At 47.9% G+C, this 22,982-nt stretch carries 15 protein-coding genes and 1 pseudogene; 9 read left to right on the top strand and 7 right to left on the bottom strand.

Features of this window, described 5'->3' with window-relative positions; all coding sequences use genetic code 11:
- The first annotated feature begins 73 nt into the window (after positions 1 to 73).
- From NST38_RS06135 to NST38_RS06125, 3 genes and pseudogenes are all read left to right on the top strand, one after another.
- Complete coding sequence (locus NST38_RS06135; protein WP_076251355.1) at positions 74 to 991, top strand: helix-turn-helix transcriptional regulator; 918 nt, start codon at positions 74 to 76, stop codon at positions 989 to 991.
- Positions 992 to 1,074: 83 nt separating this feature from the next.
- Positions 1,075 to 1,584, top strand: a complete 510-nt coding sequence (locus NST38_RS06130) for a DinB family protein (protein WP_076251353.1) — start codon at positions 1,075 to 1,077, stop codon at positions 1,582 to 1,584.
- A gap of 11 nt (positions 1,585 to 1,595) precedes the next feature.
- Positions 1,596 to 2,165 (top strand): annotated as a pseudogene (locus NST38_RS06125) (YdeI/OmpD-associated family protein).
- A gap of 80 nt (positions 2,166 to 2,245) precedes the next feature.
- On the opposite strand, the gene NST38_RS06120 reads toward NST38_RS06125, so the two are convergent.
- Positions 2,246 to 3,115, bottom strand: a complete 870-nt coding sequence (locus NST38_RS06120; protein WP_370511424.1) for a helix-turn-helix domain-containing protein — start codon at positions 3,113 to 3,115, stop codon at positions 2,246 to 2,248.
- 173 nt (positions 3,116 to 3,288) lie between these two features.
- Here NST38_RS06120 and NST38_RS06115 point away from each other — a divergent pair, with 173 nt between their 5' ends.
- Positions 3,289 to 4,803 (top strand): glycoside hydrolase family 43 protein, encoded by a 1,515-nt coding sequence (locus tag NST38_RS06115; RefSeq protein ID WP_076251350.1) that lies wholly within the window; start codon positions 3,289 to 3,291, stop codon positions 4,801 to 4,803.
- A gap of 451 nt (positions 4,804 to 5,254) precedes the next feature.
- Here NST38_RS06115 and NST38_RS06110 read toward each other — a convergent pair whose 3' ends face one another.
- Complete coding sequence (locus NST38_RS06110; protein ID WP_076251348.1) at positions 5,255 to 6,178, bottom strand: S-layer homology domain-containing protein; 924 nt, start codon at positions 6,176 to 6,178, stop codon at positions 5,255 to 5,257.
- A gap of 361 nt (positions 6,179 to 6,539) precedes the next feature.
- Between NST38_RS06110 and NST38_RS06105 the strand changes: the two genes are divergently transcribed.
- From NST38_RS06105 to NST38_RS06095, 3 genes are all read left to right on the top strand, one after another.
- Positions 6,540 to 8,282: an ABC transporter ATP-binding protein gene (locus NST38_RS06105; RefSeq protein ID WP_076251346.1), complete on the top strand. Its 1,743-nt coding sequence runs from the start codon at positions 6,540 to 6,542 to the stop codon at positions 8,280 to 8,282.
- Positions 8,275 to 10,092 carry an ABC transporter ATP-binding protein gene (locus NST38_RS06100; protein WP_076251344.1) on the top strand — a complete coding sequence of 606 codons (1,818 nt, stop codon included), beginning with the start codon at positions 8,275 to 8,277 and terminating at the stop codon, positions 10,090 to 10,092. The genes NST38_RS06105 and NST38_RS06100 overlap by 8 nt, the downstream gene beginning before the upstream one ends.
- Positions 10,093 to 10,196: 104 nt before the next feature.
- Positions 10,197 to 10,697, top strand: a complete 501-nt coding sequence (locus NST38_RS06095) for a hypothetical protein (RefSeq protein ID WP_076251342.1) — start codon at positions 10,197 to 10,199, stop codon at positions 10,695 to 10,697.
- Between the two features lie 34 nt (positions 10,698 to 10,731).
- On the opposite strand, the gene NST38_RS06090 is transcribed toward NST38_RS06095, so the two are convergent.
- Positions 10,732 to 11,163 (bottom strand): Lrp/AsnC family transcriptional regulator, encoded by a 432-nt coding sequence (locus NST38_RS06090; RefSeq protein WP_036611514.1) that lies wholly within the window; start codon positions 11,161 to 11,163, stop codon positions 10,732 to 10,734.
- 131 nt (positions 11,164 to 11,294) lie between these two features.
- Between NST38_RS06090 and NST38_RS06085 the strand changes: the two genes are divergently transcribed.
- Complete coding sequence (locus tag NST38_RS06085) at positions 11,295 to 12,047, top strand: MBL fold metallo-hydrolase (RefSeq protein ID WP_076251341.1); 753 nt, start codon at positions 11,295 to 11,297, stop codon at positions 12,045 to 12,047.
- A 530-nt stretch (positions 12,048 to 12,577) separates the two neighbouring features.
- Here NST38_RS06085 and arfA read toward each other — a convergent pair.
- Positions 12,578 to 14,083: an arabinosylfuranosidase ArfA gene (gene arfA, locus NST38_RS06080; protein ID WP_076251339.1), complete on the bottom strand. Its 1,506-nt coding sequence runs from the start codon at positions 14,081 to 14,083 to the stop codon at positions 12,578 to 12,580.
- Positions 14,084 to 14,265: 182 nt separating this feature from the next.
- Between arfA and NST38_RS06075 the strand changes: the two genes are divergently transcribed.
- On the top strand, positions 14,266 to 15,171 hold the full coding sequence (locus NST38_RS06075; protein ID WP_076251706.1) for an ArsR/SmtB family transcription factor: 906 nt from the start codon (positions 14,266 to 14,268) through the stop codon (positions 15,169 to 15,171).
- A gap of 120 nt (positions 15,172 to 15,291) precedes the next feature.
- On the opposite strand, the gene NST38_RS06070 is transcribed toward NST38_RS06075, so the two are convergent.
- The 3 genes from NST38_RS06070 to NST38_RS06060 form a co-directional block, all read right to left on the bottom strand.
- A complete protein-coding gene (locus tag NST38_RS06070; RefSeq protein WP_047841902.1) occupies positions 15,292 to 16,086 on the bottom strand; it encodes a C40 family peptidase in 795 nt (264 codons plus the stop codon).
- 525 nt (positions 16,087 to 16,611) lie between these two features.
- On the bottom strand, positions 16,612 to 19,887 hold the full coding sequence (locus NST38_RS06065; RefSeq protein WP_076251337.1) for a glycoside hydrolase family 48 protein: 3,276 nt from the start codon (positions 19,885 to 19,887) through the stop codon (positions 16,612 to 16,614).
- Positions 19,888 to 19,973: 86 nt separating this feature from the next.
- A complete protein-coding gene (locus NST38_RS06060; RefSeq protein WP_083684505.1) occupies positions 19,974 to 22,967 on the bottom strand; it encodes a glycoside hydrolase family 9 protein in 2,994 nt (997 codons plus the stop codon).
- Positions 22,968 to 22,982: the final 15 nt, after the last annotated feature.

Here is a 22,982-nt window from a genome sequence, read left to right as displayed (position 1 = left end):
CCATGTTGTTTACCCTGGCGTGATATAATAATGGCCTATAAAGACAAAATGGAATAACGGGCGGGGATACCTTTTGAAATTGGAGCGATTAATCTCAATCATATATAAACTACTGAACCACGAAGTATTGTCTGCTTCCACCTTGGCTGAAGAGTTTCAGGTGTCCCCAAGAACGATCTATCGGGATATTGATGTAATCTGTGCCGCCGGCTTCCCGGTCGTCTCCCATCAGGGACTCAAAGGCGGCTATGGCATGATGGACGGATACAAGATGGATAAAAGCTTGCTTGGTTCTTATGATGTGGATTCCCTGATCACGGTCCTGAGCAGTCTGTCCACAGTATTCGAAGATGCACGTGCACAAGGCACGATTGAACGTCTGCAAACGATTGGACCGGAGCATCAAACCTCAAGTCTCTCGGTGGATCTGGAGACACGTCGAACAGAACCTGATGCCCTTCCTCATCTGCGTAAAGGTATTACGGATCATCAGGTTGTCCGTTTTGACTACATCAATACGAAAAATGAACATACCCCCCGCCATCTGGAACCGGTAAGACTTCATTTTAAATATCGTAATTGGTATATATATGGATTTTGCCAGACACGGCAGGATTATCGCGAGTTCCGACTGTCCCGGATGATGAACGTGCAACTGACATCGGAACACTTCCAACCCCACCTTGAGCTTCCCCAAGAGACGGTTGTCTCAGATCCATCATGGCAAGATCAGGTAAGTGATGTGGTATTTCGGGTGAACCCGGAAGCGCTCGCGGAAGCCATGGATCATTTTCAACAGGCAGATAAGCAATTTCACGAGGATGGAAGTATGACAATGCGTATCTCGGTTCATCAACCGTTACAAGCCAAGTGGTTATGGTCGTTTCTACTTAGTTTAGGCAGTGGCGCCGAGGTACTTGAACCGATTGAATTAAGAGACATTCTGAAAGAACAACTTCGAAACGCACTTAAGCTCTATGAAGAAGTATGACACGCTGTTGTCATACTTCTTTTTTTATAATCATCTCAGTAAGTTCATCTAATCCATCGCCAAATTAAAGGAGACGATCATCAATGAATCATCCGGAACAAATGTATAACTACCACGCATGGGCCAATCAAACCATCCTGGGCAGAATCAAGGAACTGCCCTCCTCTGTCCTGAGTCAGGAAGTGAACAGTTCATATCCAACCATTGCTCACGCACTCAGCCATATCTATACAGTGGATAAGATGTGGTATCTGGTGTTAACTGGCACCGGGATGCCCGAGGCACTGCAAGCATGCATACCACTCAATAGTGAAATTCACGGTTCTGTGGATGAGTACATCCAATGTTTTACCGACCTGTCGGCACAATACAGTGAGTGGTTACGAGGCCAAGCTGATCTGGAGCAAACCATTCTACTCGATAATCCATTTGCAGGAGTTCGCGAAACCAGCTTATCGGACATCGTAATCCATGTGGTTAACCACGGAACCTATCATCGAGGCAATGTTTCTACCATGCTGCGTCAATTGGGGTATGCCTCCATCATGAATGACTATTCACTCTTTTGGTATCAGGAACCGGCTCAAGTATAGTTGACAATCGGATGGAAAATGTAAATTGTATCCCCATGACGTCGAGGGATGAATTGAGAAATTGGTTGCATACGCGTGGAAAAGTCGAGAAATCTTGCTGGGTAATGATAAGCATAAAACCCGTGCCAAATACCCTGCTGTATTTGGACGTGGTTGAGGAGTCGCTGTGCTTTGGCTGGATCGATGGAGTCAAAAAGAAAATATCCGAGACTCAATTAGCACAGAGATTATCTCCTAGAAGTAAACGCAGCTCATGGACTGAATTGAACAAGGAACGTGTCCGTCGTCTTGAAAAGTTGGGCTTCATGCATGACGAGGGTAGAAAGGTTCTTCCTGTTATGGAGCCAAATGCTTTCATAATTGATGGTGTGATCGAACAGAGGCTGAAATAAGATCATCAGGTTTATGCAAATTTCATGTCCTTTCCTACCCTGTATCAAAACGTTCGGATCGATACGATCCAAAGTGTTAAGAATCAGCCAGCATTATTCCAGAGCAGATTGAATAAGTTCATAACCAACACAAAGGAAAATAAAATGTACGGTCAGTGGCATGACAACGGACGGCTCTTGAACTATTGAACTCCCCCTTTTCCCTGAGACAGCAGACAGGACCTCCATATGAGGAGGCCCTGTTTTGGTGTTTTATATTCGGTCATGTATTAATGAGTCTGCCTGTATGTTTTTGGAGACTTGCCAAAAGCTTTCTTAAACTGGCGGGTGAAATAATTACTGTCGTTAAATCCACATTCATACGAAATTTCCGTGATGGACAGATTCCCGTTTTTCAACAAATGACATGCCTTCTCCAGACGCAACTTTTGCAGATAAGAGATCGGGGTCATCTGATAATAGGATCGAAAAATCCGATTCAGATGCCTTATTGAGATATTCGACTTCCCCGCAATATCCTCTAGCGACAGTGGCTCCAGATAATGATCTTCAATAAATGAAATGGCATTTGCCAGATGCATCAGATTATTACCTTCGATCCCTTTCTCCTGCGTATCATATTGCCTCGACAAATAAACAACCATCTCCGTAAGACGTGAGATCAACATCGTCTGATACCCTTGCTGTTTACTCTGATACTCTTCAATCATGAACGATATCAGTGATTCTACATACTCCAGACTGGAAATGGATAACGCCAATTTACTCGGAAAGGAGTGAATATTACGATAAAACGGTTCCAAAACAAACAGCGCCTGGAAGCCGTTAGATTTTCTCAGATCGGGCCCAGCCGAAGCAAGCATTTCGGGACTGAACATAATGTTACAGATCCTAAAATCATGAGGGTCTTTATACGCATGATGAGTGTCGCCATTAATCACAAATGCGTTCCCTTTTTTAATAAAAAATTCCTCGGTGTTCACCACATGGGTTGCATGACCACTCAGAACAATGACAAGTTCCGTAAAGTCCACATGATTATGAAGTTCCATGTCTTGGTCGTGTCCACCATACTGAATGAAAAATGGAAACTGTTGATCTGAAGTAAACCATCTCAAATATGCATTACTCAAAAGCATTCCCCTCCGCAAACCATGTTGGGTTGAATGTCTATATCATGCTATTCGAGGACCGAAAAATCAAGGTTGGAAATGATTAAAGACGATATAATTCCCCTTGTAGCAAGGATACATTTCATACGTTCACTTTCAGATTCATATTAAACTCTCGAAATGAATAGGAGCATAACATGATGAAATATACCAATCCGGTGATTCCGGGGTTTTACCCAGATCCAAGTATCTGCCGTGTAGATGAAGACTATTATCTGGTAACCAGTACCTTTGAATATTTCCCTGGTGTACCCATCTTCCACAGCAAAGACCTTGTGAACTGGCGACAGATCGGCCATGTCCTCACAACAACTGAGCAACTCCCTCTAGCGAACGCGGGCAGTTCTGGCGGCATTTTCGCCCCAACACTCCGGTACCATGATGGCTGGTTCTACATGACAACAACCAATGTCAGCGGCGGCGGAAATTTTTATGTGCGTAGTGCCCTGCCCGAGGGACCATGGTCTGCTCCGATTTTTGTTGATCAGGGCGGCATTGATCCCTCTTTTCTCTTTGATGATGATGGACGTGTGTATTTTCAAACGGCCTGTAACGGCGTTGAAGGCGAGGGCATTTATCAGTGCGAGATAGACATCACGACCGGAGCCAGACTAACCGATAGCCGATTGATCTGGACTGGAACCGGAGGAGCAGCCCCCGAAGCTCCACACATGTATAAAATAAACGGCCTCTACTATCTCATGATCGCCGAAGGTGGAACCGAGTATGGTCATATGGAGACCATTGCTCGGAGCACAGAGCCATACGGTCCATTTGATCCGTGTCCTCATAATCCGATTCTGTCCAATCGGAGCATGAAATCCAGCATTCATGCAACCGGTCATGCAGACCTTGTCCAGATCCAGGATGGAAGCTGGTGGGCCGTATGTCTGGGCATTCGTCCAGCAGGTTACCCTATGCGGCACCATCTGGGACGCGAAACGTTCCTGGCACCTGTCACTTGGACGGACACCGGTTGGCTGATAATCGGTGTGGACGGACATATTGAACCAGAGATGACCGGACCTTCATTGCCTGAGCATCCTTGGTCACCTCGGGCTATACGGGATCATTTTGACGAACCATCATTAGGCATGAACTGGATCTTCTTACGTAATCCGGCTCCGGGTAGTTGGACGCTCACTGAAAATCCCGGGCAACTCATCCTGCGGGGTCAGCCGGTTTCACTCGATGATGGAGGAAATCCAGCCTTTGTCGGACGTCGCTTGAGCCATTTCTTATGCGAAATGGCGGCCGAGCTGCATTATGAACCAAGTGCGAGCGGTGAGGAAGCTGGATTAACCGTATTTATGAATGATAAATATCATTACGATTTGGCTGTAACACAGGTCGATGGGCAGAAAAAAATCGTATTGCGGCGAACCGTCGGCTCTCTGCGAACCGAACAGGTGCTTGACTGTGACCCGGGGCCGGTTGTATTACAAATCAAGGCTGACCGTAACCACTTCACGTTCCTCTATCAGCAAGGTTCATCCGATGCCATCGAAGTGGGTTCAGGAGAAACACATCTGTTATCTACGGAAGTGGCAAGTGGTTTCACAGGTGTGATGATCGCCATGTACGCTTATGCTCCATCGGGGGAGTGTACGCCTGCAAGTTTCGATTGGTTTGACTATGAACCTCTGGACGAATAATCAAACCGCAAGATCCAATACCTTTCGATCAGGTTCGTACTATGTAACCTCTCACTAATTTACCTTTCGCAGAAGCGTCGTGAATCAGGAAAGTCTAACGAACCCAGCACACGTTATTCGACGCTATTTAACTGATTGGGATTTTTAACGAATCGTAGAAGCGTTATTCCTGCCTATTAGATGCTTTCTCTGTTGTTTCCAGTCTTATTTGCGGGAATAACGCGTCTCAAGTTCGTTAGAATTGCATAACCACTATAAACGTCCAAATAAGGTGCGCTGAGTTCGTTAGCATATCTCACCTTGCATCAGTTGGATCTTGGTTATTGGTGTCGTCCTCTCCATCAACGAAAACCCACCCTCCATGTACGCATGAAGGGTGGGTTTTTAAGTTAAGCTATATTCTGTTCATTGACGTTGTGCTTAGCGCAAGTTTGATATCTCAAAGAATAATTTACTTACCAGAAGGTTGAGCTTCTGCTGTATACCCTGTTGGGATATCGGTTTCTGCAGTCACATTTGTGATAACCATTGGATACATCATGTCTGGATCAGGTTGAATAATGGAATAGAGCACGATGGCGCGTCCATCCTTCTCCAATTTCACATCATCAATCTTCAATCCATAACCAGGGTGCGGCATTTCAGCACTGAGTTTAACTTTGGTTGTTTTGTCATCAACCTTCGTCGTTGTTACTTCAGGTACAATCGCTTGTTGGCCTTCACCTGGATTGGTTGGAGCTGGCTCTGTCGAGCCGCCATTGCCGTGTTTATCCACAAATTCAAGTGCATTGAAGATCATGCTTGCAGCCTCCATACGGGTAAGCGACTGATCTGGACGGAAATTCCCGTCCTTATCCAGTTCAATGATGTTCATGTTCAGCAGGTTCTGGACTGCAGATATGGCGTCCTTACCGATTTTATTTTCGTCCTTAACAAGATTATACTTCATGATGACCGGATAATTCCCGGTTGTGTTAATCCCTTCATTCAGCAAAATGACAAACAGTTCACGCGTCATCTTGCCCTGCGGGTTCACTTCAACCGGAATGGACAGTCCATTCTGAGTAGCGGCCTGCACCGCATCGGCATACCACGTATCCGGACTGATTTTATTCTGAGCGGATGCTTCCGCAAATTCATTTTTCAGACCAAATGCATTCACAATCAGTTGAACACCCTGTGGCTCGGACAATGCAAGATCTGGACGGAACAGATCCGCTGTTACTCCGTTAACAATGCCTTTTGATTTCAATGAATCCACAACCGACTTCTGACCTTCATCCTTCACATCTGTGAAAGCAAATACCGATGCACCTCCTGCTGTCAAAGAAACGCAGAGCGCAAGTGTTGCGGCCAATCCTTTTTTATGTTTCATTTCCTGGCACCTCCATATGATTAGTAAAGCCTATTTTTAACCTCTTCATTCCTACAGACGGGGCATCCCTAGAAAATGTTTCAGTAATTTCGACATCTGGTGGATACAACAGGAGAACACGACATAGAACTCTTCTCCGCTGTCACTAATCGGGGCCACCTGCTATTGCTAACTGGCTTCGTTGACATCCCATCGGATTAGCGCAAAAATAAGAATAGAGAAATCTATCGGATGACGGATAAACAACGAACTGGATCGCATACAGTAAGAGGGCACGACGCGCTAATAACAGGTGTCGGCCCTTTTCTTGACTCCACCTGCCTGAACTGACTTCACCTATAACAAAAGGAGAACAACGCTTATGTCCAAGAAAGGATTACTTCGCGGTTATGTTGTGTCGAACTGGCCTGTTTATCTGGTTGCTGTTCTTCTGATTATTGCCTCCAATGTCGGGCAAGCATCCCTGCCCCGCATACTCGGCAGCTTCACGGATCAGTTGATGCAGAACTCTCTTCAGATGCAGACGGTCGTAAGGTACAGCCTGTCCCTTCTGGCTATTGCCATCGGGTATAATCTGCTGTTCGGTACTGGGCAATTCATGATTATGAAGCTCGGTCGACGCTTCGAATTCATGACGCGTGAGCGTATATTCAGTAAGTTTTCCGAACTTAGCGAACATTATTTCTCCAAACAGGGGAACGGAAAACTGCTCAGTTATGTCATGAATGACGTGACTTCCGTACGTGAAGCGATATCCAATGGTGTGACACTCATGACCAACGCCACCTTCCTGCTGGTGTCCTGCATTGTCATGATGCTGCTTAGCGGGATTCCGTTGACGCTCATTCTAATTAGTGTTGTTCCTTTGCTGGCGATTCCATTTCTGGTCGTGTTTTTTGGTCCGCGGATTCGCAAGCGCTCTCGCGACGTGCAGGAAGCTCTTGCTACCATGACGGAATCTGCGGAAGAGCAGCTGGGTGGCATTCGCGTAACCAAGACATTTGCAATCGAAGACAGTGCTCGTGCGCGCTTTGGAACTACCGTCGATGCAATCAAGAGCAAGCAGCTTCGTCTGGTTCGTCTGTCTTCGTTGTTTCAGGCTTTGCTCCCGCTGCTGGGAGCCATCTCATTGGTCGTTTCTCTGCTTGTCGGAGGTATTATGACCATGCAGAATTCTATTACACTCGGGAGTTTTGTCGCCTTAACCTTATATCTGCGCATTATTATGGGACCGCTTCAACAGATCGGCAATGTTATTAATACCGTTCAGCGCTCAGGCGCATCACTGGAGCGGGTGAATGACCTGCTCAGCGAAGTAGCGGATGTGCGTGAACTTCCTGAAGCCACATCGCTCCAAACCGTACAAGATATCACCATGGAGAATCTAACCTTCTCCTATCCTGGCAGTTCATCTCCTGCTCTCCAAAACATTCAACTCCATATCCGTGCCGGGCGAACGGTCGGTATTGTAGGCAAGACCGGCTCGGGTAAAAGTACCCTCGTTAAGCTATTGCTGCGTACATATGAACCACCTGAAGGAACGATTCGCATCAATGGTACCGATATTCGGCAGTTGTCGCTGGAAAGTCTAAGATCACGCATCGCCTATGTCCCTCAGGATGGATTCCTGTTTAGTACCACCATCCGAGATAACATCGCATTTAGCGACCGGGAAGTATCGCTGGATACAGTGGAACATAGTGCACGGCAAGCCATGATCTATGATAATATTGTCCGTTTTCCTGATCGCTTCGATACACTGCTTGGCGAACGTGGACTCACCTTGTCTGGTGGACAGCGTCAGCGAACCAGTCTTGCAAGAGGACTGATCAAACAAGCACAGTTACTTATTCTGGATGACAGCATGAGCGCGGTTGATGCTGTCACCGAGAGTGGTATTCTGCGTAGCCTGCGTGAGATCGGCAAGGGCAAGACTACATTAATCATCTCTCATCGCATCAGCGCGGTCCGTCATGCGGACGATATTATCGTTCTGGATGAAGGGCGAGTCGCTGAACAGGGAACACATGCGCAGTTGATGGCTGCCAAGGGGTTATATGCGGCCACCTACCGTTTGCAGGAGGAGGGATTACACCATGTCTAACACTAACGCTGAACTTCACCCAGATGCAGAGGCCGATCAGAGTAAACGAACTTCGTTTAAGGCCATGATGGCATACGCCAAACCGCATAAATGGGCTTTTGCCGGTATCTTCTTCTGCTCACTGCTTGGCATATCGGCAGATCTGCTGCAACCCTATCTGGTGAAGATCGCCATCGATGATCATCTGGCCGTGGGCCAGACCAGTGTGGGCTTTCTCGTTCAGCTCGCAGCCATCTTTCTTGGGCTGGCTGTCATCAGTTTTATTTTCACCTATATCCAGAATAATCTGTTGCAGCATGTGGGTCAGAACATTGTATCCCGGATCAGAAAGGACCTGTTCAAGCATATTTCCAAGATGTCCATGTCCTTCTTTGACCGTTTTCATATCGGCAGTCTGGTTACAAACGTATCCAGTGATACGGAGACCATCAGCAGCTTTTTCACTCAAGTACTGCTCAGTCTGATTCGGGATGGTATGATGCTGGTGCTCATTATCGTTTTTATGTTCCAACTTGATCCTGTGCTGGCGACATACTCCCTGATCGTTCTGCCTGTTATTGCGGTAATTGCAGTGTTATTCCGTAGTCGACTGCGAAAAGCTTATCAAAATGCCCGTACGCGTCTTTCCCGTCTGATCGCATTTACGGCGGAGAACCTGTCCGGCATGTTCCTGATTCAGGCTTTTCACCAAGAGGAAGAACAGAAGAAACGTTTCTCGGAACAGAACGCACTTCACCTGAAAGCCAACATTGCTCAAGCCCGCTCCAATGTTATCTTCAACCGGACGTTTGATATCCTTGGTAATGCGGCACTGGTTATGATGGTCTGGCTTGGAGGTCGCGCCGTACTTGGTGAGTCCCTGCAAGTCGGGGTATTGTATGCGTTTATCAGCTATATTCGTCAGTTCTTTCAACCGATTAACCAGATTACGATGCAATGGAATACATTCCAGTCTACTACCGTTTCGATGGATCGCATCTGGAACATTCTGAATACACGACCTGAAGTTGCCGATCCCAAACCCGTGATGGCCTCCTCGCTGGAACCACAAAATGTGATGGGCCAGATTGATTTTAACGATGTGTCGTTTGGTTATCGGGCAGACCGGCCCTTGATCCAACAGATGAACCTGCACCTCTATCCGGGTGAAATGGTAGGTATTGTAGGCACAACAGGCGCTGGAAAAAGCACACTGATCTCCCTGCTCAATCGCTTCTATGATGTAGACAAGGGCAGTATCGAGATTGATGGTACTGATATCCGGCATCTGCCGCAGGCTAAGCTTCATCGGATCGTGGGTCTGATTCAACAGGAACCCTTCCTGTTCTCCGGTTCCATTATTGATAATGTGAGGATGTTTCGTGAGGATATTACGCGAGAGCAGGCGATTGAGGCCTGCCGGTTTGTCGGAGCACATGCGATGATTTCACGTTTGCCTCACGGATATGATACACATCTATCCGAACGCGGAAGCGGACTATCCGCTGGGGAGCGGCAGTTGATTTCATTTGCCCGAATCGTGGTGTTCCAGCCCCGAGTACTCATCCTGGATGAGGCAACCGCCAATCTGGACTCACACACGGAACAGCTTGTTCAGCAGGCGTTGGAATCGGTATCCCAGGGACGCACCACCATTGTCATTGCTCATCGCCTGTCCACAGTGATGCATGCCGATCGAATTCTGGTGATGGAGAATGGTGAGATTGTGGAGGAAGGACCGCACCAGGAACTAATTGCAGCCAACGGTGTATATGCAGACTTGTACACCCATGCGCGTGATGCAGGTAAAAATTCAGCTATATCAGGGTAATGAACCTGAGTTATAGTAAATACAGAACGTTGAACATGCCGCTCTGCTCATGCAGGCGGCACGTTTGGCATATCGATCAGCATTGTTAATTAGGAGGAACATCTATGCAACAACCCGAAACACCCAAGCGTGACCATCAGCAGATTCGTTACCAACGCAGCACAGCTCTATGGAAGGGAAGTCTATGCTTCCTTTTCCTTCTCTTGTGCGTGAGCTTATTATGGATCATCGTGGACGGACAAGCCGAAAGACTGGAGACAATATACTATTCCATTGCAGCCGTGCTGGGTATGTGGTTGATCGGACCGCTGTTCTTCATGTTTGTGTCACGACTAACCAAGACCCCTGCCGTGTTGTTATCCTGGGATGATGATGCGTTAAGCACGGGCAAACGTAAGATTGCTTGGAGCCAGATTCGCAAAGTCGAACTCGCCTCACCTGCCCGCAGCAAGTGGCTCCTGTCCGCTTCTCCCATGTTTGTCCTGTACTTAAAGGACGGCACACGGTCTCATATTCAGACAGATCATCTGCTGAGCAAAAAAGAGCTGAACCAGGCTGTGACTTTGCTTCAGGAGACTTTGCAGGAACAGAAACAGGATCGTTGAGTACCGGGATGGATGAGGACAAGCTCCCCACACATCACTGTGATTTCTCTACACCTATGGACAGGCTGACTTTGTAATTGCCGTAGGGCAGTAATGCTTCAAGCAGTTGGCCAAGCTGCTCTGTGGTGCCAGTCTGCACTCTCATCAGATAGCAGCCTTCTCCGCTGACGCGATGGACTTCAACGATGTCCTCACGTTCAGCAATGAATGTACGAAAGGCGGCATGTCTGTCGCCGGAGTTCAAGAAAACTGTGACAAAGGCCTGTAGGCCGAGGCCAAGGCGTTCCGGGTTCCATTTTACCGTGTACCCTTCTATTACACCCAGATCTTGCAGCTTGCGCACTCTTGCACCAACCGCCTGTCCCGTGAGATGAACCTCTTCACCGATCTCTTTGTGAGAACGTTTGGCATCCTGAATCAGAATCTGCAAAATACGTATATCCGTGTCATCTATCATTTCATTCATCTTGCTTCAGCAATCCTTTCACGGTGAAATTAGCGTGGCCTAATTCCATTCATCATGTTATGTACGCCGTTAAACGGGTTGTATACCATATAGGGTAATACTATTAAACAACTCGAAGGAGTGCAAATATAATGAAAATCCAATTGATTCGCAATGCTACACTGTGGCTGGAATACGGAGGGCTGAACATTCTCGTTGATCCGATGCTGATGGATGCTGAAGTCATGCCTGCATTCCCGAACACACCGAATGAGCTACGTAACCCGAGAGTCGGTCTGCCTGAACTCGAAACGGATTATCTGAATCCGGATCTGTTGATCGTGACACACACCCATGTGGACCACTGGGATGAAGCCGCGGCGAAACAACTTGGCAAAGACATTCCCCTGATCTGCCAGCCTGGGGACGAGAATGTATTTCTGGAGGCTGGATTCACAAATGTAACAGCTGTAGATGAAAAACATGAGCATCACTCTGTCCGATTCGCCCGTACATCCGGGCATCATGGCACAGGTGAAATCGGTGAACGTATGGGCAAGGTGTCCGGTTTCGTACTTGAAGCAGATGGAGAACCTGTCACCTATATTGCGGGGGATACCATCTGGTGTGAAGAACCTGCTGAGGCCATCCGCCAATATACGCCTGAAGTCATTATCGTGAATGCCGGAGGTGCACGCTTCGTGGAGGGTGATCCCATTACGATGGACGGGCCTGACGTTGTCGCCGTGAAGCGCCATGCGCCATCTGCTCATGTCATCGCTGTGCACATGGATGCGATTAACCATTGTGTGATGTCTCGTACGGATCTTGCGACTTATCTGGCATCCGAGCAGATGGATGGTCAGGTGCTCATTCCACGTGATGGCGAAAGTTTTGAGTTTTAAATTGAAGCGGAAGCTACGCTGAATCAAAGCGGAAGAGAAATAAACTTTTCACACAGGTGGGTGGATTGTAACGAACTCAGCACACGTTATTAGTCTGTTTTCAGCTAATCTGATATCCTAACGAATCCTAGACATGTTATTTCCGCTCTGGGCATGCTTTTACCGAGATTTATCCATCATTTTGCCAGGATACCGTGTCTCAGATTCGTTAAATATCTACTATAACGATAATCGGCACAATAAGGTGTCCCAGGTTCGTTAGCGCGTATGCGTATGACAGGACTTTGCACTTCATTTTCAACACACACCATTACCTAACTCATATGCTATCTTGTCTGCCACATCATCACTCATGTCCCCCATGCCTTCCCTTTCCCTATAAAATACAACGGAAAAAGCTGGATGCGATGAACTCGCACCCAGCTTTTTTGATTGAAGGAACACGCTGATCCTCTGAGCCGCTGGCTTCCCTCTCAGGCATCAAGCCTGCCATTGCGCTCCCACGTGTCCCATCCCTTTATGCTAATCCATTACTGCAATTTCAAACGGATCACGTTCCATGATGCTTTTGCCAAGCTCGCCGTAATCAGAGTATCAGATACAACTGCACCCCCGCGATTATGAGGAGCAACGCGGTTTGGTTGTGCTGCCGTATTAGATGCTTTGAGATCATCACTTTCCAGCACGATATGCTCGATCACGGTACACTTCCCGAAGCTGCGCAGGTCCACCTCGAGCGGAAGGGATTCTTCCAGATGACGGTTGACTGCAAATACAGTCACTTCACCCTGCTCTTCGTTATGAACCGCAATAGCTTCCAGATAAGGTACATCTGTGATTTGTTTTGTATCGTATTTTGGAGACTGGATCAATGGCACCAATGCTGTTCCACGCCCGAAGAGGGACGTATGCATGAATGGATAGAAGATTGTCTGTCTCCATGAACCACCACCCGTATCTGTCATGATCGGCGCAATCACGTTAACGAGTTGTGCCAGACAGGCCATTTTAACCCGATCCGCATGTTTGAGCATACTGATCAACATACAACCAACAAGCAGCGCATCCTCATGATTGTAGATATCCTCCAGCTGTGGCGGAGCAATCTGCCAAGGGTCCATCTTCGAATCATTTTCATTGGAGTGATACCATACATTCCACTCATCGAAGGACAGATACATCGTCTTTTTGCTACGTTTCTTCGCTTTGATATAATCACAAGTCGCCTTCACGGTATCGATAAAACGATCCATTTCAAGCGAGCGTGCCAGGAACGTTGGCGTATCTTGCTCTTGATTGCCGTAGTATTGATGCAAGGACAGATACTCCACGTGATCATACGTATGATCCAGCACCGTTGCTTCCCATTCCGGGAACGATGGCATATTCAGATTCGAACTTCCGCAGGCTACCAGCTCAATCGTCGGATCCGTCCACTTCATGACTTTTGCCGCTTCAACGGCTAACCGTCCATACTCATCTGCCGTTTTGTGACCAATCTGCCAAGGACCATCCATCTCGTTGCCCAGACACCATGTTTTGATCGCATGTGGCTGCTTGTATCCATGCTTGATGCGAAGATCACTATAGTACGAACCTTCCGGATGGTTGCTGTACTCTACAATGTTGCGAGCTGCATCCGTACCCCGTGTTCCCAGATTGACCGCCATCATCACTTCAGAATTAGCCTGTTTTGCCCAGTCCACGAATTCGTTGAAGCCAAATTCATTGGTCTCAATCGTTCTCCAGGCCAGTTCCAGTCTGCGTTTGCGTTCTGACACAGGTCCAACCGAATCTTCCCAATTGTAACCGGATACAAAATTACCTCCAGGATAACGTACAATCGGTACATTCAACTCTTTGACCATCTCCAGCACATCAGTGCGGAAACCCTGTTCATTCGCTGATGGATGCCCCGGCTCGTAAATCCCGCCATAGACTGCACGTCCCAAATGCTCAATAAATGATCCGTACAATCGCTTATCCACTACACCAATAGTAAAATCTTTATCTACCGTCATTTTTGCTTTTTCCATAATGAATTTCAACTCCCTAAGATTAATATAAAAATTAATTGATATTCTATGGATCAACGTTCATATTTATATTAAAATCGATTATAGTCTTAATTTCAACCTGAATTTTGCAAAATGTTATTCTTTTTACTGAATTTATGTTTAACTTAATTCTATACAGATAAAATGGAGGAACAACTGTGATCAGAGCAAATACCGATGCCGAATGGCTACCCCTATATGAAGCACTTGCCAGTGAAGTCCGTCTACAGATCATCCGCCTTGTTGCAGAGAGTCCGATGAATGTGAAAGACCTTGCTGCTTCACTGGGTCTGAGTAGTGCCATCGTGACCATGCATGTCCGCAAACTTCAGGATGTGGGCATTATTCAGTCCAAAATGATACGCAAAGACGGCGGCACACATAAAATGAACAGCCTTGCTGTAGACTGGATTGGCATCTCCATGCCCCAAGAAAGCGGGACAGCCCGCAAGCTCCATGAGGTTTCCGTCCCTGTGGGACACTACACCCACTTTGACGTCTATCCGACATGTGGTCTGGCTACGTCCAATCATGTTATCGGTCAGTATGATGACCCTCGTTATTTTCTTGACCCCGAGCGGATGCATGCCCATATTCTGTGGTTTGGCCGTGGATTTGTGGAGTACAAAATTCCAAACTATATCTTATCCGGACAGCATATCAATGCCATTGAATTGTCCCTTGAGATCGGATCAGAAGCCCCTTCGGTGAATCCGAATTGGCCCTCGGATATTACATTCATGCTGAATGGCATCCGATTAGGGGAATGGACAAGCCCTGGAGATTCAGGCAACGGACGTGGCATGTTCACCCCGGAATGGTGGAGTGACAGTGTCAATCAGTACGGCATGCTCAAGGTACTGCGAATTACCAATGAGGGTACGTTTATTGATGGACAACATCTATCCGACATTACACTCGCAGATATCCCGGTCGAACGCAACCAATGGACTCTTCGTCTTTCGGTGGAGGAAGATGCTCAGCATGTGGGCGGGCTTACCTTATATGGCGAGGGATTCGGCAACTACAATCAGGATATCCTGTTCCGGCTGTACTATCACGATTGAGTTCTTCAAAATAATAAATAACACCAAAACACCTCCCAGTCGCCTGTCAAAGGCAGAATGAGAGGTGTTTTGTATGCATATGAACATGCGTAGATTATTTAAGAAAGTTCTTGTTCTAACTTACAGCGCACTGCCACCAAACAGGAAGCGATACTCCCAGTGTTTGCCGGAGATATCACTAGTTGTTACACCACCGCCAGCGTTGGAATACGTATGTAATACCTTGCCGTTGCCCAGGTAAATCCCTGTGTGCGTAATGGTTGCGCTAGATTTATTCACGCCCGAATACGATGATGCAGAGCTGCCTTTATACGACATGAAATACATCAGATCGCCGCGTTTCAGGTTTTTCCAGTTCGTCTGAACTGTACCCTTGGCTTTTACATAGTCTCCCTGTTTGCGGGAATCCGCTGGAAGCTTGATGCCCAGTGCATCAATGAAGGCCTGGCGTACAAAGCTGGAACAGTCAAAAGTAGCTGTGCTGTTACGACTGGCTCCGAACTCATAAGGTGTTCCCAAATATTTCATTCCGGCTGCAATCACTTTTTCTACAGATGCATTGCCGGTCACCGATGTACCACTATTCGAACCCGATCCGCTTGTGCCGCCACTAATCGCTTGTGTGTATTTGGATGAAGAAGATATGTAGCCTGTCCGGTTAGCAGAATCCTTAATCTTATACCAATCCGAACCGGATTGCTGAAGCACCGTTACCGTTTCCCCTTTAGCGACCAAGCGAACAATCTTCGCAGAAGAAGAAGGTGTTGTGCGTAGGTTTACGCCCCAAATTACTTTTACTTGTGAATTGTTAACAGCAGCTGCCGATACCTGTGCCGTTAGTGCTCCTGTCGTCAGACTTCCCATCAGCATCGTTGCTGTGACACTTGCCGTAATAATCGTTTTTTTCCAGTTCATGATGTCGAGTTCCCCCTGATGTTACAGAATTTTAACCTGGCTTGGTTCTCCCGGGCTTGCCCCATTGTAAACGGGCTATCCATAACGTTCATCAGTCGAAAGTCCTGTATTGATATAGGCGAACTTGAGCACTAAGTATCAGGGTGTGTCCATAATCTGCTGGAAAAATTCACTGCTGATCCCTTCTTTTTGAAAGGTTAAATTATTGTAACTATTTGATATGCTTCATTTTACCGCGATAAAAGAGTTAGGTCGTTTCTCATTCAGGGTATATGCCATATGACCTATATTTTAATGATTAAAATCGCAAATATGGTAAACATTACTATGATTCATTTGCCGATTACCGTTCACCGAATTCACATTTTTGCCTCCAGACTCAATACGGATCGATTTATCAGCAGTTTCCGGTGATTATTTCGAATTTCATTTTTGCTTTCCATAAAACAAGAAAAGCCAGGGATTCCTCCCCGGCTTAACCTGTATGATGAGTAACATCACTCTACAATCGGTCGATCAACTCATTTAAGGTTCAATTCCCCATACCTTGGCGCCATCCTGATAAGCCGTCACTTTTGTCCAGGCACTGAAGGCCGATTGGGTAGAATCAAAGGAATAATCATTCGTTTGATCAAAATTCGTCCAGTTGTTTTTCGAGAAACGTCCCTGGATGATTCCGGTTTCGGCACCCGCGGCCAAACTGCCGGCACCCGCTTTGAATCCAATCTCCAGATACGTATCTGCCGTGCCCTTGGCCGGATCTATCGAAACAAAATGCCCTTCCACGTTACCACTGCCAATCTGCGCATAATCACACCAGAAGCTCAGATCAGCGGCACTATCCTTGGTGAAATAATACCGGACCTTCACTTTGCTCAAGTCCACAGCAGTTGTACTTGTATTCTTCACATTAAATTGTGGAGTAATCGCATTGACCGAAGCCCCTGAACTTCCATTACGGTATTGTACTTCAAGTGTTCCCGTTGTAACTGGAGGTGCCAATGGGGTCAACACCAATACATTTGAATTCGTCTGACCACTCGTATTAATGGCTACGACTCTATAATTATAAGCCGTACCATTCACCGCTGTAGCGTCGGTATACGTCAGTGCGGTCAAACCTGTTGCCAGATCAGCATATGCTCCGGTGCCTACCGAACGTTGTACCTTATAACTCGCTGCTCCAGTTGATGCGGTCCATGTCAGTATCGCCTGGGCATCGCCAGCCGTTCCAGTGAGGTTGAATACGCCTGGCACAACGGTACCTGCGAGTGGCGTTGCAGATGCCTGTGTCGACGGTGCAGACTCACCTACGGCATTCACCGCAGTGATGACATAATAATACGTTGTGCCGTTGGTCAAGCCTGTATCCGTGAATGTTGATCCTGTAACCCCTGTCGCTACAGACGTATAAGGACCACCATTCACCGCTGCACGTTTCACAGTATACGAGGCTGCACCAGCGGCTGCGTTCCAATTCAGAACCACTTGCTCACTTCCTCCAGTTGCTGTTACGCCAGCAGGAGCAGCGGGTACTTCCACTTCCGGACTATTCGAATCTCCGAGGAGACGATCATACTCGCCGTACGCTGTAGCCATATCCACCTGTGACCAGAACCGGTGATACGTAAAGGTAGGTGCACCGTTTTCCCACTGTTTCGTGGTTGTGTTATATGACGTTTTGTACATATTATCCAGGTAAGCCCATGCCGGATCTTGCTTGATAGCTGGACGCAGATCGGAGTATCCAATGTATACGCCATTGCCACCTTTTGCCGGATCGGAAGGTACACCTGCTGTACCTGGAATTGTATTGCCTTGACCAAAGGTTCCAGACCAGTTCGCCGGGATATAGATCTCTTTGGCAAAGAAGCGGAAGTAGTCTTTACGTTCTTCTTCTGTAACAATCCCCACACCATCATTGTAATCCCAAGCTGTATTCAACAGAGCCTCAGCCAGATCCTTGGCTTCTTGGCCTTCCGCGCTAAGTGTACCGTTCTCTGCCTGTGTTCCGGCTGCGAAGAAGGTCAGAGCTTTAACGTAACTTCCCAGAACTCCTGTGTCCTGCACTGGATCTTTGGTCGTTACACGGAAGTTCGGATTTTCCGTAAACGAACTGAATCCATTCCACTTGTCCGGTTGACCCTGCCATTCCTGACCACCCGGAATCCAGAACTCTCCCGGCGCCGGCGTTGTTGCTACCTGAACATTAGTTCCTCCCAAAATGCGCTGTCCAGCCGAATTCAGATAATACCCTTGCGCATCCGTCACCGGACGCTCACCTACAAATACATAATCCTTACTCCAGTCGATCCACTTCGTGATTACCTTCTTGGCCATCTGGAAGTTCTCAGAGGTCAAGTCCCCGCTCTCCGCAAGAATATAATACATCTCGGCTACACGCTCCAGCGGCCATGCCTGGAATCCAAACCAGGTGTTGGAATCCGGATCACGATATACAGGTGCCTCCTGATAAGCCATGTCATAGAATGTACTTACGCCTGCCGGATAGGCTTTGTATGAACCATCCAGACTGTTCGTTGCTCCCCCGCCGATGGCTCCTTCATGGGATTGTAGCCAAGTGTAGAATTCCAACTGACGTTTCAACGTCGCATTCCAATCTGCCTTCGCTGTTGCTGATTCCGGAATCAAGCCGCCAGCCGGATCAGACAAAGCATACGCTGCAACCGGGTTTTGATAAGCCTGATGGGTATGGCTCGCTCCAATGCGCCAAGCCCAATCCCCACCTTGACCCAAGCCACCTCCCCAAGACGTATACCAAGCCATGAGATACATGTTGGAATCCTTGCCTGTACCCGGAGTTGGTGTACCGTTCTTTGCACTCCCAATTTTCTGGAAGTATTTATCATACATGCCGTAGCGCAGATAGTCCCCCATCTTCTTCGCTTTATCCAGATATTCCGGATTGTTGTATCCCATCTCCTTCGCCCAATACAGCACCTGTACTGCACGTGCATCGGCATCCGTTGCGTTTGTGTAACGCCATTGCGCTGACGGTACCTGAGTTTCCTTTGTGAACAAGCTCATGAAGCCTTCGTTTGCCTTACCAAAAGATTTATCATCCTGAGATGGATGCGGAATGGCTTCCCACACAGACTCCTGCTCCCCACGCTGGAACGTGTTCACATAGGTAGCCGTATGTGATGGATTCAACAGGTTTCCATATCCATACCAGTCATCCACATCGACCAGCCAGTGCATGAGATAGGTCTGATTGTTACCATAGGTCGCCTTAAGTTCAGCATCAATCGGGTCTTTACCCGCTGCATATTGACCATTAAGTGGCGATGGATATTGATCAGGAAAAGGTTTTTCCGCTGCATACGTAGCAGGGCTGTTCGGGTTGTATGAGCTCATCGTAGGCTGCTCTTCCTTGCCGTCACCTTCGTTGACCGGGATAATGTATTTCTCCATACTGTCCCAAGCTGCTTCCAGTTGGGACCAGTCTCCCGTGTAGTGGCCATACATAGTTTCCAACCACAGCCAGTAACTGTATGCCTCTGACGTCGTCATATGACCATAATCCGGGGCCTCACTCAACAGGGTCTCAATGGAATGATACGGTAGACCCTCTGGCGAAAAATATCCGTTCGCCGGATCTTTCAACTGATCATATAATTGCAAAAACCGGGCTTCATTAATGCTGTCTGCCTGAATCTCGATGGCCTGATCTGCGGCATGTGCTGTTTGCGGCCCTGCCCAGAGTCCGGTGTATCCGGTCAACATGACGGTTCCCGCCAGCATGGCTGTTAAACTTTTTTTCGCAGCTGATTTCAACATTAATATATACCTCCCTGGAATAGTGGAAATTGAATATAATTGCTGTTGGTCTGTCCATGCTGCTCTTCTGCTTATGATTCAGCCAGTTACGGCTCCAAGCCCCATACTTTGGTGTTTCCCTGATACCCGGTTACCTTGTTCCATGCGGCAAAAGCCGTCTTGGAAGCATCATAGGAATAATCATTACTTAGATCGAAATTGCTCCAGTTATTTTTGGAAAAGCGTGCTTGAATCACGCCGGTCTCTGCTCCAGCGGCCAAACTGCCTGCTCCGGACTTGAAGCTAATCTCCAGATACGTATCTGCGGTACCCTTCGCCGGATTCACTGCGACAAATGTACCTTCAACATTGGCCGTGCCCATCTCGGCATAATCACACCAGAAGGTCATTTGATCCGCACCATCCTTGGTGAAATAATATCGGATCTTCACGGTACTGAGATCAATCGCCTGTGTTCCGGTATTCTTCACGTTGAACTGCGGAGTCGCCGCATTACTTGAATTCCCTGACCCTCCGCTGCGGTACTGCACTTCGAGTGTACCGGTCGTCACCGGAGGTGCAGAAGGCGTTAGTGCCAGGACATTGGACAGTGTCTGTCCGTTCGCATTCACGGCTGCAATCCGGTAATTGTACGTGGTGCCATTCAGCGCTGTTGTATCGGTGTAAGTCAACACGGACAATCCGGTTGCCACATCTGCATATGCCCCACCTGCCACCGAACGTTGTACCTTATAGCTAGACGCGCCCGAGGCTGCTGTCCATGTCAGGACCGACTGCGCATTACCAGCTGCCCCACTTAAAGTCAGTGCTCCCGGCACCGTCGAAGCTGCTTGCGGGGTAGCCGACACCTGTACAGAACCCGATGATTCCCCTGCTGAATTCACAGCAGTCACTACATAATAATAAGCCGTCCCGTTGGTCAGTCCCGTGTTTGTGTAGGTCAATCCATTAACCCCTGTTGCAACAGTTGTATATGGTCCTCCACTCACCTCGGAGCGCTTCACCGTATACGATTCGGCCCCGGATACAGCGGCCCAGGTCAGGTTAACCTGACTGCTTCCCGCTACAGCCTGCACGCCAGCGGGTGCGGCTGGGACAGTGACTGGTGTAACACCAGGCTCCTGTCCATACACCTTCACACCTGCATCATAGACTGGAAGGTATATGCTCTTCACAGGAGTGCCTGTGGTCAGCGTCTGGAACGAATGATCATTGCTGGCATTCCATGCACCCTGTGGGCCTGTAATGCGGAACTGTACTTCTTTACGATAATTTCCTTCCCCACCTGGATAGATCTTGGTATTACCGAAGTTCGCCGTAATGGCATAGATATGCTGGGCTGCATTCACCACAACTGGTTGGGATACCGTCGCCCCCTCCGTATAGGAGGTTGTCACTTGCACGTCCGATACCGTACGTCCGGCAGCATACACTTCACTCAGATCCAGGAAATACTTAAAAGAAAGTTGATCTCCCATTCGGGCAGGCCAAGCGGAACGATTATTAAGCTGTGCTCTGATTTCCGTATAATTGGCACCTGATGATTTGATCGCAGCCTCCACAAAGAACTCATCTCCCTTCACCTCAGGTGCAGGGAAGTTCGCCAGGGGCTGATGATTCTGACCAAATAGCAAATTCATCTTTGCCAGTGCGCCGGTAAAACCAGCATTGTAATCGGTTGCGACCTCATTGCTCACGTAATCCCCGATATCATCGGTATATCCATCCGATGCATTCGGGCCACCGACCATGGCACCATACAGAATGTGGCGATGGTTAGCCGGGATATCTTCGTTATTCAGCCATGAACTGTGAGCGGTCCGATGATGCGGATGTTGAGGTGCATTTTGCCCATATCCGACCACATAACTGCTCTGACGCGGATTATCGCCCAGAATATAATTCATCTGTGAGACAGCAAAATCCTGATATCTTGACTTTTTCACAGGATCACTGACCCAGTCGGAGTATACAAAAGAAATAAAGGATGCATTCGCTGCATATCGGAGCGATCCCCACTGATCCAGCCACGCCAGACCTCCTGGCGTATACTTGACTCGTGTCCCATTGACTCCAACCGTCCAATAATCCAGATTGCGCTCAGTCGACTGAATAAATCTTGTCGCCTCCGGCATGTTCAAACTGGACGTAATACGGGCAAGCAGAATCTGGGCACCATAATGTTTACTGTCCCAACCTTGTGTCCAGGTATAAGGCCAATTGGCTGAGCCTCCGCTAGAAGACCACCGGTCCGTAGCTGCAATGGCTTTGGACAAGTAAGCGCTATCATTAGTAGCTAAATAAAGCCATGCGCCACCCCATGCCAACTCGTCTTCGTATCCTGTCCACGAATTATAAAACGCTGCAGCATCAGTGATACAATCGGTGTATTCCCCCCGATATGTATCTGCGAAGTTGTACAGCTCTTTCGCATGTTGAAGCAGTCTGGCCGAATATGCCGGATCATCATCTGCAAATACAATCGATGACGCTGCCAGCGCTGCAGCCGTTTCTGCCGCCAGATCACTGCCCGGGCATGAAGCATCAATCTTGAACGAAGGACGGTTCATCTGCATGACTTCTGCGGGTCCCCACCAGGCATGGTCGGTATTACCTGCCCCCACTTGTCCCCATAATTCATTTGGTTTCGTATGCGCTTTCATAAAATAGTCGGTCGCCCATCGGATATTATCCTTGATCTCCTCCAGTTGTCCGGCCTGTTCATATCCGTCACTGTATTCCACGACAGACCAGGCGAGCATCGTTGCGGAAGCAGCCATCGGAAAACCAAACTTCACGTGATCTCCGGCATCATACCATCCTCCGGTCAGATCAACACCTACATCAGCTCCATCCTGCATGCCCGAATTACCACGCCATTCGACCCGATTACTCGCTGGCAACGGACCCGAGCGCTGTGCCTCATAGAAGTAAATGGCCTTTTGCAGTGCTTCAGCATAGTTCTGATTTCCAGCGGCCGCATCCGCCTTACGAATTCCTGTGCCCATCGATAAACTCCCTGCCAGTAATCCTGCCGATAACGCGATCATAGCGACTCGTCTCCACCAGCTCCCCTTCATGTTCAACTATTCATC

The sequence above is a fragment of the Paenibacillus sp. FSL H8-0104 genome (assembly GCF_038050215.1).
Taxonomy (GTDB): domain Bacteria; phylum Bacillota; class Bacilli; order Paenibacillales; family Paenibacillaceae; genus Paenibacillus; species Paenibacillus amylolyticus.
This window is presented reverse-complemented; position numbering and strand designations above follow the sequence as displayed.